Annotated in this window: 11 protein-coding genes, 1 pseudogene and 1 riboswitch; of the genes and pseudogenes, 8 read left to right on the top strand and 4 right to left on the bottom strand. The window is 38.9% G+C overall.

Annotated features, from left to right (window positions below):
* Window positions 1-5: 5 nt before the first annotated feature.
* Both codB and JUJ52_RS01135 read left to right on the top strand, forming a co-directional pair.
* Complete coding sequence (gene codB, locus JUJ52_RS01140; RefSeq protein ID WP_205389000.1) at window positions 6-1,265, top strand: cytosine permease; 1,260 nt, start codon at window positions 6-8, stop codon at window positions 1,263-1,265.
* A 1-nt stretch (window position 1,266) separates the two neighbouring features.
* Window positions 1,267-2,532 (top strand): cytosine deaminase, encoded by a 1,266-nt coding sequence (locus JUJ52_RS01135; RefSeq protein ID WP_026682442.1) that lies wholly within the window; start codon window positions 1,267-1,269, stop codon window positions 2,530-2,532.
* A 109-nt stretch (window positions 2,533-2,641) separates the two neighbouring features.
* On the opposite strand, the pseudogene JUJ52_RS01130 reads toward JUJ52_RS01135, so the two are convergent.
* A pseudogene (locus JUJ52_RS01130) lies at window positions 2,642-2,938 on the bottom strand (transposase); the annotation flags it as partial.
* Window positions 2,939-3,337: 399 nt separating this feature from the next.
* Between JUJ52_RS01130 and JUJ52_RS01125 the strand changes: the two are divergent.
* From JUJ52_RS01125 to JUJ52_RS01100, 6 genes are all read left to right on the top strand, one after another.
* Window positions 3,338-4,888: a BCCT family transporter gene (locus tag JUJ52_RS01125; protein WP_205388994.1), complete on the top strand. Its 1,551-nt coding sequence runs from the start codon at window positions 3,338-3,340 to the stop codon at window positions 4,886-4,888.
* Window positions 4,889-5,031: 143 nt separating this feature from the next.
* Window positions 5,032-5,143, top strand: a riboswitch (TPP riboswitch).
* A gap of 101 nt (window positions 5,144-5,244) precedes the next feature.
* Complete coding sequence (locus JUJ52_RS01120) at window positions 5,245-5,859, top strand: thiamine phosphate synthase (protein WP_205388992.1); 615 nt, start codon at window positions 5,245-5,247, stop codon at window positions 5,857-5,859.
* The gene (thiO, locus tag JUJ52_RS01115) at window positions 5,843-6,994 is read left to right on the top strand and encodes a glycine oxidase ThiO (protein ID WP_051388415.1); all 1,152 of its coding nucleotides are present in this window, start codon (window positions 5,843-5,845) and stop codon (window positions 6,992-6,994) included. The genes JUJ52_RS01120 and thiO overlap by 17 nt, the downstream gene beginning before the upstream one ends.
* Complete coding sequence (gene thiS / locus JUJ52_RS01110) at window positions 6,954-7,154, top strand: sulfur carrier protein ThiS (protein WP_121603823.1); 201 nt, start codon at window positions 6,954-6,956, stop codon at window positions 7,152-7,154. Before thiO ends, thiS begins: the two co-directional genes overlap by 41 nt.
* Window positions 7,155-7,157: 3 nt before the next feature.
* Window positions 7,158-7,922 carry a thiazole synthase gene (locus JUJ52_RS01105; protein WP_205388984.1) on the top strand — a complete coding sequence of 255 codons (765 nt, stop codon included), beginning with the start codon at window positions 7,158-7,160 and terminating at the stop codon, window positions 7,920-7,922.
* Window positions 7,919-8,938, top strand: coding sequence for a ThiF family adenylyltransferase (locus tag JUJ52_RS01100; protein ID WP_255637336.1), 1,020 nt, complete (start codon window positions 7,919-7,921; stop codon window positions 8,936-8,938). Before JUJ52_RS01105 ends, JUJ52_RS01100 begins: the two co-directional genes overlap by 4 nt.
* Window positions 8,939-9,307: 369 nt before the next feature.
* Here the strand turns inward: JUJ52_RS01100 and JUJ52_RS01095 are convergent, their stop codons facing one another.
* The 3 genes from JUJ52_RS01095 to JUJ52_RS01085 all read right to left on the bottom strand — a co-directional run bounded on the left by JUJ52_RS01095 (window position 9,308) and on the right by JUJ52_RS01085 (window position 12,963).
* A complete protein-coding gene (locus JUJ52_RS01095; RefSeq protein WP_026682436.1) occupies window positions 9,308-10,030 on the bottom strand; it encodes a 3-ketoacyl-ACP reductase in 723 nt (240 codons plus the stop codon).
* 264 nt (window positions 10,031-10,294) lie between these two features.
* Window positions 10,295-11,491, bottom strand: a complete 1,197-nt coding sequence (locus JUJ52_RS01090) for a cytochrome P450 family protein (RefSeq protein ID WP_026682435.1) — start codon at window positions 11,489-11,491, stop codon at window positions 10,295-10,297.
* 77 nt (window positions 11,492-11,568) lie between these two features.
* Window positions 11,569-12,963, bottom strand: a complete 1,395-nt coding sequence (locus tag JUJ52_RS01085) for a hypothetical protein (RefSeq protein WP_205388982.1) — start codon at window positions 12,961-12,963, stop codon at window positions 11,569-11,571.
* Window positions 12,964-13,493: the final 530 nt, after the last annotated feature.

Raw genomic sequence — 13,493 nt, 5'->3', positions numbered from 1 at the left:
GATAGATGAAAAAAATGGACGTAGAGTTTTCATTAGAAGCAGTGCCGTTGCACAAACGCAATGGATTTTTTAAAACGCTTGTGGTCATGCTTGGATTGACCTTCTTTTCAGCAAGTATGATGTCTGGGGGAGAATTGGGACAAGGACTAACATTTGTACAATTTATTGGCATTGTGCTTGTGGGTAATTTAATTCTTGGTGGGTACACGGGGGCATTGGCGTATATAGCTGCAAAGACTGGATTATCTACACACTTACTTGCTCGATATGCATTTGGAGAAAAAGGATCGTTTCTTCCCTCATTTCTGCTTGCTTTTACGCAAATTGGCTGGTTTGGAGTTGGCACCGCGATGTTTGCAGTGCCGGTCCAAAAAGTAACCGGTATAGATATCTATCTGCTGATTGCCATAGCAGGTATGGCTATGACATTTACTGCTTTTTTTGGCATGAAGGCTCTCGCTATCATTAGTTTTATTGCAGTACCATTAATTACGATATTAGGAAGTACATCTGTTTTTAAAGCAGCTGACAGTATAGGTGGTATGCAAGGATTATTGAATTATCAGCCAGAAGAAGCAATTAGTCTAGCAGCTGCTTTAACCATTTGTATTGGTTCATTTATTAGTGCAGGTACACTAACTCCAGATCGATTTGCTCGTAAAAAACGATCAGCAGTTGTGACAACAGTCATTGCCTTTTTTATCGGAAATACACTGATGTTTGTTTTTGGAGCGATTGGTTCCATTGCAACAGGGTATGCAGATATTTCGGAAGTGATGTTTATGCAACAGCTCATTTTACCTGCAATTGTCGTATTGGGTTTAAATATTTGGACGACCAACGACAATGCGCTGTATGCTTCTGGACTTGGATTATCAAATATTACGAAGCTACCAAAGCAAAAACTTGTCATCTTTAACGGAATCATTGGAACATTAGCTGCGATGTGGCTATATAACAACTTTGTTGGATTTTTAACGTTATTAGGTTCTGCGCTACCACCAATAGGAGCAATCATTCTTGCAGATTTCTTTATCCTTCACCGGGGAAATTACCAGGCCTTTAGAAGCATGACGTTTCAAGCGATTAACTGGGTTGCGATAGTTGCGTGGGGAGCAGGGATTGCCGCAGCTATATTTATACCAGGTATTGCTCCACTTAATGCGCTAATTGGTTCAGCAGTCGTTCATGTAGTGGGGATGAGACTAGTCCAACTAAAGGAAAAACAGGTGATGACATCTAATGTAGAGAAGGTGAGTAATTAAAATGATTATTAAAAATGCTTCCTTACGAGGAAAAGCTGGAAAATGGGATATTACTATTAAGGATAAAATAATTACGTCTGTTACGCCTGCTAATACAAAAAGGAATGGGACAGATGCGATTGATGTAAAAGGTTCACTTGTGTTACCTCCATTTATTGAGCCTCATATTCATCTCGATACGACGCTTACTGCAGGAGAACCAGCATGGAATCAAAGTGGAACATTATTCGAGGGGATACAACGTTGGTCAGAACGGAAAGCTTCCTTAACGAAAAAGGATGTAAAAACCCGTGCTAAGAAAGCATTGACATGGCAAATTGCTCAAGGAATTCAACATGTACGTACACATGTTGATGTTACTGATCCGAAATTAATAGCTTTACAAGCATTATTAGAAGTTAAAGAAGAAATGGCACCTTATGTAGATTTACAGTTGGTAGCTTTTCCTCAAGAGGGAATCCTGTCCTATCCAAATGGTAAAGAATTAGTAGAAGAAGCATTAAAGTTAGGTGCGGACGTGGTTGGTGGAATCCCCCACTTTGAATTTACCCGTGAGTATGGTGTGGATTCGATGAAGATCGCTTTCGACCTAGCAGAAAGGTATGATCGTCTTGTTGATATTCACTGTGATGAGATTGATGACGAGCAATCACGTTTTGTAGAAGTAGTGGCTACAGAGGCATATGAACGCGGATTAGGTTCCAGGGTAACGGCCAGTCATACAACGGCTATGGGCTCCTATAATGATGCATATGCGTATAAGCTGTTTCGTTTATTAAGACTTTCAAATATCAATTTCATTTCCAATCCACTCGTTAATATCCATTTACAGGGACGATTTGATTCCTATCCGAAGCGACGTGGTTTAACGCGTGTGAAAGAATTACTAGAAGCAGAAATGAATGTCTGCTTCGGACATGATGATATCTTTGATCCGTGGTATCCACTTGGTACAGGAAATATGTTGCAGGTGCTCCATATGGGCATTCATGCTTCTCAATTAATGGGTTATGAACAAATTATTAATGCTATCGATCTCATTACAACAAACAGTGCAAAAACAATGAATATCGAAGAACATTATGGAATTGAAGCTGGAAAACCAGCAAACATAATCGTCTTGGATGCTGAAGATGAATACGAAGCTATTCGTAAACAAGCTTCCGTACTCTATTCAGTTCGTAATGGAATGATAATTGCTGAAACAAAACCAAGCGAATCACATGTTCATTTATTAGAAACAGCAAAGGTGGACTTTCAGAAATAGACTTAAAAGAGACTGATACAAAAGAATAAAGAAACAATTAAAAACGGACGATAATTAGTTGAATGAAGTGCCCCCTGTCAAGTAGACAGTGGAAATAATAAAAACTGACTTAAGCGGTTTTAGCTCTAAATTCGATAGGGCTAAGGCCGTTTAGTCGTTTTTGATATCTATCATAATTATAGAAATGTATATAGTCCTCTATGGATGCAGATAATTCTTCAAAGGACTCATATTTATTTAAATAATACTTCTCGCTTTTCAGTGTTCCCCAAAAAGATTCCATCGGCCCATTATCAATACATCGTCCGACTCGTGACATACTTTGCTTCATGTTTGCGGCATCTATCTTTTGCTTAAACATTTTAGATGTATACTGATACCCCCGATCGCTATGAATAAGCGGGCGATCTTGCAGATTTATTATATATAACTGGTAGTAAGCCTCTCACTTCAACCCAATAAAGTGAAATCAATGTTGGTAAATGGGAGACTGCCAATATTGGTTCAAAGGCATTTAGGTCACACACTTGTGGTACGAACAATCAGTGAGAGAAAACAAAACCCTCATTGATTAAAGTTTCACTTTATGGAAAAATTATAATCAAAAGTTAGTAAGACTGCATTCTTCCTTTGGTAATTTATTAAACTTGACAGGTTTTCGGAAAAAATGTATCCTTTAACGCTGTGTGTTAATTTAAAAATGCTTATTAAATCTCACATACAACTGACTAAATAAGTGAAAAGCAAAAAGGTCAGTATATGGTTATGTGAGATTTTTTTGTATGGAATTGAGAGGAGCAGATTGTTGAAGAATAGAAAGAAGCAAGATCAAACCATAGATAAGCCAGTTCTTTTTCTAAGTGGAGGGGCGCTACTTGCCTTTGTAATTCTTGCATTAATAAACCAGGAAATGGTCACCTATGTAGTTAATACGATGTTTAATTGGTCGGTAACCTATTTCGGCTCGATATATCAAGTTCTAATGGTAGGAACTCTAGTCATTGCATTAATACTTGGGTATTCAAAGTTTGGGAAAATTCGTTTAGGAAAATTAGAAAAGCCTGAGATTGGAACGTTCAAGTGGATTTCGATTATTATGTGTACGCTGCTAGCGGCAGGTGGTGTTTTTTGGGCAGCGGCAGAACCGTTGAGCCATTTTTTAACCATCCCACCACATTTCTCAGGAATTGAGGCTGGGACTACAGAAGCAGTAGTACCTGCACTTGCAGCAAGTTTTGTCGATTGGGGTTTTGTCTCATGGGCAATTTTAGGAACATTAGGTACGATTGTATTCATGTATTCCCATTATCATCGAAATGCACCATTAAAGCCAAGATCGATGCTTTATCCGATCTTTGGCGATAAGATTATGAAAAAAAGTGCACTTGGTACGTTTGTTGATGCCTTTTCGATTGTGTCAGTGGCAGCTGGTACGATTGGTCCAATTGGATTCCTTGGATTACAAGCAGGTTATGGATTAAGTGCATTGTTCGGTGTACCAAATAATTTATTTGTACAATGTCTTATTGTTATCGTTATTGTTCTAGCAGCTGGGATTTCTGCTGCGACAGGAATTCATAAAGGAATCCAAATTTTAAGCAGCTATAATATTATTCTCGCAGTTTGTTTAATGGTTGCTGTGATTATTCTAGGTCCAGCATTATTTATTTTTGATTCCTATTTGCAATCAGTTGGATTATATGTCCAAGACTTCCTAACCTTAAACACCTTCCGTGGAGATGGAGCTTGGCTTGGCTTATGGACCGTTTTTTTCTTTGCTTGGTTCATTGGCTATGGTCCAATGATGGCGATGTTTGTTAGTCGTATTTCTCGTGGTCGTACAATTCGAGAGCTTGTAACTGCTGTTGCGGTAATTGCACCTGCGGTAACGACGTTCTGGTTTACAGTTGTTGGTGGCACAGGGATTTTTGCTGAAATGAATAACCCTGGTGCCGTATCTGAAGCTTTAAATAGTGCTGGACCTCCAGCAGCTATGATTGCTATCGCAGAACAATTGCCACTTGGTACGATTATCGGTTTCTTCTTTTTAGTAGCAACTATTGTGTTTGTATTAACGACAACCGATTCGATGTCATTAACCATCTCGATGGCGATTACAGGTAATGGAGACCCATCGAAATTCCTGCGTGTGTTCTGGGCAATTCTTATGGGACTTGTCGCAACTGTACTCATCACTATTGGTGAGGATAGTGTTGGATCGCTACAATCCTTTATTGTGGTGACGGCTGTTCCTGTATCGTTACTCATGTTAACCACATTTTGGACCGCGCCACGCGCAACTCGTGAACTTGCAAAAGAACAAAAGATTGATGAAGTTAAACGCTATACCAAATAAAAGAGATGTTAAGGGGCTGGCTCATTAGGTCAGCTCTTTTGTTAGTAGAGAATGGCAAAAAAATAGAAAATTGTTCATTTTTGGTAGACGAATAATCCAAAATCATGTATTTTATAGACAAATGCATATTGAATAATTAAATTACGCTTCACTAGGGGTGCCTTTACGTAATGGCTGAGATCCATGTGGGACATGGAGACCCTTTGAACCTGAACTGGAGTAAGAACCAGCGGAGGAAAGTGACAGGAGTAGTGTGTATCAGCGACATATACCTTTTTTAGGATATCGTTATAGATTCATGCCACTTTTCCTTTGCTGGAAAAGTGGCATTTTTTTGTAGAAAAGGAGAGGAAGTGATGAAACTAATTGCGGTGACTACCGGTGAACAGGAGGAGAAATACCTTATCCAGACAATAGCGAGTATTATTCCCTATCTTGATGCTGTCATTCTACGAGAAAAACAAATGACCGAGCAGGACTATTCTTTGTTCATTCAACGTGTGCTTGCACAAGGAGTTCCGGAAGAAAAACTAATTATTCATGGCCATACAACACTACCTGGTGAAACGAATGTGAAGACACTTCACCTTTCAGAAAAGCGAATACAAGAGGTACACGATCACCGAAAACAATCCCCCGGTTTACAAGTAGGGGTATCGACGCACTCCAACGAAGTAGCTAAGAGAGCGGAGCAGCTAGGTGCTACGTATATTTTGTATGGTCATGTCTTTTCGACAGCGAGCAAGAAAGGGGTGAAACCAAAAGGAGTAGAGAAATTAGCAGCAGTTGCAAAAGAGGTGAGCATTCCCGTTTATGCAATCGGTGGAATCACAAGCGCAAAGGTAACGGATATTTATCAAGCGAAGGCAAGTGGGATTGCTGTAATGTCAGGTGTTTTTAGTCAAAATAATCCACTGCAGGCAGTGCAATCGTTTCGAAAGGAGGTGAATCGAAATGAAGAGACACGTTGATGTAGTGGTTATAGGTGGAGGCGTTATTGGGCAATCCATTGCTTACTATTTAAGTAAAAGTAGGGTTGTAACGACGGTAATTGAACAAGGTAGAAGTGGAAGAAAAGCTACACAAGCTGCTGCGGGCATGCTTGGTGTACACACAGAAAATGATCAGGAAGGTACGTATTATCAATTTTGCCAAGCAAGTAGAAATATGTATGCATCTCTAAGCAAAGAACTATTTTCGTTATCAGGGATTGATATTCAGCTTTCCACCAACGGTATGCTCGAGATAGCTACGAATGAAGAACAGAAGCAAAGACTGCGAGCAAAACAAAATGCATTTGAAGGCTTAGAATGGTTGGATGCGGAAGGGATTAGGCAACGAACATCAGCTTTATCCCAGGCAGTAGGGGGATTATATATGCGGCGAGATGGACATGTAGAACCATTGAAAGTGTGTGAAGCTTTTAAACAGGCATCTTTATCAATGGGAGGTCAGTTGATCGAGAATTGTCAAGTTGGAGAAATAGTCCATGACCATGATGTTTTTCATATTCAAATCGATAACGATGTTATCTCAGCTGATCATGTTGTTGTAGCGGCAGGTGTAAAAAGTGGGAGGTGGTTTGAAGCGACAGGATTAATGAATCCAATGGTCCCAACAAAAGGAGAATGCTTTGCCATAAAGCCAAGCATTCAATCTATTCAGCAGACGTTATTCTTTCACAATCTGTATTTGGTACCAAAACGAGACGGACGCTATATTATTGGTGCAACTAGCTATCATGATGATAGCAATAGTTATACGTCAACAGGTGGCATTTTTGAATTAATGAATCACTTATTGAAGTTGTTCCCATCGTTTAAGCAGGAAGAACTGCATAGCTGTTGGACTGGTGTTCGTCCGGGCACCAAAGATGGTAAGCCAATTATTGGAGAACATCCTGAGATTCCCCATTTGTATTTTGCAACCGGACATTATCGAAATGGTATTCTTCTTGCTCCTGCTACTGGGAAACTAGTTAGTGATATGGTCTTAAAGCGTTATGTACCATCATCGATCCAGCGTCTTTTTACACCAAATCGTTTCAGGAAAGGGGGGATCACATATGCAGATACACGTGAACGGACGTCAGGTGGAGGTAGCTAAGGATTCAACTATTGGCGAGTTACTAAAAAGCTTTAACATTCAAGCGAAACTCGCGGTAGTCGAACAGAATCAACAAATTATTAATAAAACAGTGTATGACGAAACAATATTAACTAATGGGGATACTATTGAAATTGTTCATTTTGTAGGAGGAGGATAAGTCATGTTAACAATTGGCGGAAAATCATTTCATTCCCGACTGATGCTAGGTACTGGAAAGTACCCGACATTTCAAAGTCAAAAGAAGGCGGTGATAGCATCCAAAACAGAAATATTAACCTTTGCCGTCAGGAGAATGAACATATTTGATGAAAACGAGCCGAATCTGTTAGAAGAATTAGATTTGCAGCAATATGATTTACTACCAAATACTGCTGGCGCTAAGACAGCAAATGAGGCGGTAAGAATTGCCCGTTTAGCTAAGGCTACAGGTTTATGTGACATGATTAAAGTGGAAGTTATCGGTTGTGAGAAAACCTTGCTGCCTGATCCTTTTGAAACGATGAAAGCTTCAGTACAACTGCTAGAGGAGGGCTTCACTGTATTAACCTATACCTCTGATGATGTTGTATTAGCAAAACGATTGGAAGAAGCAGGTGTACATGCAATTATGCCAGGGGCTTCACCAATTGGATCGGGTCAAGGCATTATTAATACAATGAATTTGCAATTTATTATCGAACAATCCGACATCCCCGTAATTGTCGATGCAGGGATTGGTTCTCCGAGTGATGCCGCTTATGCCATGGAGCTTGGAGCAGATGGGGTTTTATTAAATACAGCTGTATCTGGCGCAAAAGGTCCAATTCAAATGGCGGAAGCGATGAGGTTGGCTGTACAATCTGGACGATTAGGATATAAAGCAGGCCGTATTCCCAAACGAATGTACGGAATGAAGAGTAGTCCAGAGACGGCGATGATTGAATGATAACAGGACGGTATGCTCGCCAGGAACGCTTTGCCCCAATTGGACAGACTGGCCAGCGCCAATTAGTGACCAAACATGTTGTCGTAATTGGCGCTGGAGCATTAGGAAGTGCAAATGCGGAAATGCTTGTTCGAGCAGGAATAGGTAAGCTGACGCTGGTTGATCGCGATTATATCGAACTTAGTAATCTTCAGCGTCAGCAGCTTTATACAGAAGATGATGCGAGACAGAATCGAACGAAGGCAAAAGCAGCTCAACGAAGATTAAAAGCGATTAATCCGGTAGTGGAGATTACGGGAATTGTAGAAGAGTTTTCTGAGGAGAATGGAGAGAAAATAGTACAAGATGCCGATTTTGTTATTGATGGAACAGATAATTTTCAAACGCGTTTTGTAATGAATGATGTGTTAGCAAAACATCGTAAACCTTGGGCATATGGTGGCTGCTTACAGAGTACTGCCATCGCACTTACCATTATTCCTGGAAAAACTCCTTGTTTACAATGTTTAATTGATCACCTTCCTCAGGAAGGGAAAACCTGTGATACGGTTGGAATTATTTCTCCTGCGGTACAGGTGACAGCTGCCTATCAGACAACGGAGTGCTTAAAATACTTAACAGATAATGGTACATCTCCGGAGTTAGTACAAGTCGATATATGGGGACGGTCATATAGTGCGATTAATGTAAGTAGGTTAGTAGATCCCATTTGTTCATCTTGTTCTCAATCAGCAATTTATCCTTATTTAACCAAGGAAAAAGGGTTGAAAACGGCTATGCTTTGTGGAAGAGATACGGTACAAGTAAGACCAGGAGAAAAAGGGAGCTTATCAGTTTCTAATTTAGTGAAAGAGATCGGTAACCTTACGGATAAAATTAGAGATAATGGTGAAGTCCTCATTTTTGAAATTGACGATGTTCGTTTTGTCGTGTTTCAAGATGGCAGAACCTTAATACATGGCGTTAGCGATGTGAATACTGCCAAGCAATTATATCAGCGCTATATTGGCGCGTAGTTTTTAAGGTGGTACACTGGATGAAGTTTTTTCTCTATAAAGTAGAATATGACGGCGGAAGCCAGTGGAGGGAATAAAAGGAAATATTATAAGACAGGTGATCAAGCAAACGTTGGTCATAGTATTATCCGATTATAGCTAGTATTAGGAAGAGGATCGTGAAGCGTTATGGAATGGGGCTACTACTGTTCCATCTGCTATCCACAGATCTTCTGTCATGAAATAATGATACATGGTTTAATATTGCTATGTAGATAGTTGAAGGGTGAGGTTACTAATCTAATACACTTATAAAGTAAGTGAAAGCAGAAGACCAAGGGATGGGACTTCTGCTTTGTTAATTTTAAAAGTGGACCTATACAACTTATCTTAAAATGGGTTTGTTGCCCATTGTAAAGATTGTTTAATGAAAATACGAGGATGTAGTTTTAGTTGAGCGACCATATATTCCGCTAGATCTTCAGGCTGCATATACTTATCCTCATTTTTTTCTGCTAATTGGTCTCCGAAGGCAAGTTCTGTAGCAACAAGACTTGGATTCATCGTGAACACGCGAATATTGTTTTTACGAACTTCCTGCATTAGTGCTTCTGTCATACCTTGAATAGCAAATTTAGATCCACTATAGGAGGTAGAACCTGCTGTGCCTTTTAGTCCATTACTAGAAGAAATAGTAATAATGTCTCCTTGATTCTTTTCAACCATTTGTGGCAAGACAGCACGTGTAACGTGGTATGTTCCAAAAACATTAACCTCGAAAGTATGCTTCCATGTTACTGGGTCCATCTCTAGAAAAGCACCGTATGCTCCAATACCAGCATTATTTATAAGTATATCTGCTGAGCCAATTTCTTTTTGTAAGTAATCAATCGCTTGCTCAACTTCTTCTAGATTAGCTATATCAGCAGTAGCAAAGCTTGCTTTAACACCATGGGCTGCTGCTTCCTTTGCAACTTCTTCTAGCTTGCTTTTTGTGCGGGCGATTAGGCCAACATGGACTCCCTCTTTTGCTAATACGAGAGCAGTAGTTCGTCCAATACCACTACTAGCACCTGTAATGTAGGCAACTTTACCTTTGATAACTTGTCCCATATGAATCATCCTTTCTATAGCGATCTACGGTAAGTATAAGTTTTATAAGGAATAGATTCAAAGATAACTTATTACATCATTATCGGTGAGAAATGGATCCAATTTAAATGCTCCCTACAAAGAGGGAATTAACAGGAAAAAGATTAATAAAAGCATGATTATAAAAAAACGTTGGTGAGAGGGAAAATGCTGTACTTCGCTTTCCCTCTCACTCGATTGCCTCCCATACGTTTTATCCTTTTTCACTACGAAACGCTAATTACTTTAATGATTAAGAAGGATGGGTAGTCTTTTCACACCGCGTACAATCATGCCTGTTCTCCATACTAAATCTTGTTTGGTAATATTCAAGGCAGCGTGCGGATAACGTTTAAAGAAGCTAGAAATCGCAATTTCACCTTCTAAACGAGCAAGCGGAGCACCTAAGCATGCGTGAATTCCCTTACCAAATGCTAAATGCTTACTTTTTTCTCGCGTAATATCTAGAATTTCTGGATCTTTGAATTGCTCTGGATCGTGATTGGCAGAATTAAGGGAAATGATGACTAGATCCCCTTTTTTCATAGATTGTCCTTTAAATAGGATATCTTCTCCAGCCCAACGCGATGTACTGTATTCAACCGGACCATTAAATCGCAGTGTTTCTTCCAATGCATTGGTGATTAATGTTGGCTGCTTTTTTAATAATTCTAGCTGCTCAGGGTGTTCTAATAAATTCATAATGCTATTCCCAATAAAATTAACGGTTGTCTCGTGTCCTGCAATTATTAATAATGATACAACACCGTATAACTCTTTTTCAGTAAGTTGGTTCCCTTCTGCCTCCGTAATGACCAACTTACTAATTAAATCTTCACCAGGATTTACACGTACGATAGCAAACCGTTCCTTTAAATAGTGGATGAAATTATCCATGTGCTGTTCCATATCCTCTTGTACCATGGCACCATTTGTTCCTTCAATTAAGACATTTGACCAAATGCGAAATTTATCACGATCTTCTGTTGGGATTCCTAACATTTCACAAATAACGATGATTGGTAGTGGGAAAGCAAGTGAATCGATTACGTCAACAGACTGGTGATTAGCCATTTCGTCAAGGAGATGGTCTGTTATTTCTTGAATACGACCTCTCATTCCTACAATCATTTGTGGAGTAAATGCCTTAGAAACAAGACCACGTAAGCGTCTGTGATCAGGCATATCTGCAAACAACATATTTTCATCTAAAACGGTATAATAATTTAATTCATCTTCATGTATCAGTTTTCTAAAATCTTTAATAAATCGTTGGTCCTTTAATGCTGCTAACGCATCTTCATATCTCGTAATAAACCATGCATACTGACCATCTGGAAGTCGTATTTGGGTAATTGGCTCTTCCTTTCTTAATTGATTATAAGTTGGATAAGGATTAGCAATGAATGGCTTTGTAAATAACGTATCGCTCACAGATTTCATTTGAACCGCTCCTTTTGCAGAAAAATAGGTTATCGAGTTTCTTTTATTTGATCAAACATAATTTCTACATATTGGAATTAAGAAGATCTTTTTACCATATCAATATAAAGCTGTTGATATGCTTTATGTTCTGCTTCCATACCTAACTCAGAATAGAGAATGGATAACCATTCTACTGGTTTAGGGTCATCAGGATATAGTTCCATATCCCAACTCATGCATTCAATAGCTAATTCTTGCTGTTTAAAATAATGATAGAGTTCACCCAGACGTCGCTGTTGATTAGGGTCTTCAGCAAGTTCATTTATTTCATGAACCAGATTAATAATCCGCTTTGCAAATGGTTTCGTCATAAATGGCTCTAGCCATTTTAAAATATCGGGAAGGGGTAGTTCAGAGAGTAATCGGCAGATAGCTTGATGTAACATCCTATCTGCCTGCTTCCTATCTATCGTATGTAATGTGAGAATGAGCTGCTGGAGTTCTTTAGAATTCAGTGAGACGGGATTGACGGTAATTTGTTCGATTGTATTTACTAACAATTTGGATTGGGTAGGTTCCAAGGAGAGGCTGTGCTCGCTTTGCAAAACCATTAATTTTTGTACGTTTTTTGTTGATAAATATACATTCAATAAGTCTTTGAGGAATGTATCTAAGGTAAGTCCGCGTGTATATAAATCTTCCAAAACCTCTATTAAAGAGATAGCAGGGTAGTGTTGGTCTAACGTGGCTTTTAATTCCTGATAATCGGCATTACGTTGTGTATAGACAGCTTGGCTTATATGGATAGCGGCTAAATCCATCCATCGTTCCTGCTGCTTATATATGTGTGCAAGCTTTTGAAAATCTTCGTGTTTATGGTCATAACAAATTTCTTCTACATAAATGGGGTCTTTCATAAGCATTTTCTCATCTTTATGTTTGTATAGTTCCTCGTACTTTGCAAATGTTAAATCACTGGAAAACGTATCAACTAATCGGTGATTAGGAGCAAAGCCTCTAAGGATCCTAAAAATACGGTAACAAGATAGTAATTTTCCATCTCGTCGCTCTTTATAAAAGCATTTTTCAATAAAATTTGCTAGCTTTTCTTTTTTTATAAAGGATTCGAAGTAGGTAGTGATTAATGCAGTTTCCTGAAGTGTGTATTCATTTAATAGTTTTTGAAAAAGGGAACTATATTTTCGTTTCTTAAATTGGGAATAAGGTGAGATTTGTAATTCGATAAATGGATGTGGAGAAGAAAGTACGAGTCCGTATTGGAAAGCTTTCCTTAGGTGAGATGTTTTTCGGGTGGTCCTTGAGCTGTCATACGTTAAATACTTATCGTTATGGAAAAATAAATAATATCGTTGCTGCTGGAGGTCAGTGGCTTCTATAACCTTACTTTGTTTATAAATGGCCATTCGATTAACATCAAGTTTTAACGTATGCTGATTCAAATTCTTTAAAAATATAGTTTGATTTCGCATGCTTATCCTCCTCTAAAAGAAACTTATGTATATATATTAAGTATGTCTAAGATAAATGACTTGATCAAGAAAAACAATTTTAAATGGTGTCCTTTCATTATAGATGAAATAGTTTTAATTTGCATGCTTTGATTTTTTAACATAATTTGGGCTGCCTAATATATTGGTATATAGATGTTTTTATCCCGCATATAACTGGCAGTAAGCCCCCCACCTCAAGGAATAAAGTGAAAGCAATATAGATAAGAAGGGGTTCAACTGCCAGTAAATGTCCGATTGGTTCCACTAACCATCCGTGGGGGATAAACACACTCCCCACGGATGGAAGTTTCACTTTATCCCGCATATAACTGGCAGTAAGCCCCCCACCTCAAGGAATAAAGTGAAAGCAATATAGATAAGAAGGGGTTCAACTGCCAGTAAATGTCCGATTTGTTCGGGCCTACATGGAAGTAGGTCACAAAGGCGTTGCCACAGGACGTGGCGATTTAAGCCTTTGTACGTATTTGTTTCAGTAAAAGCCGGATGGA

It is taken from the genome of Virgibacillus sp. AGTR, assembly GCF_016919725.2.
GTDB lineage: Bacteria > Bacillota > Bacilli > Bacillales > Amphibacillaceae > Virgibacillus > Virgibacillus salarius.
Note: the sequence above shows the minus strand (reverse complement) of the source record. Positions and strands in the feature narration are given on the sequence as shown.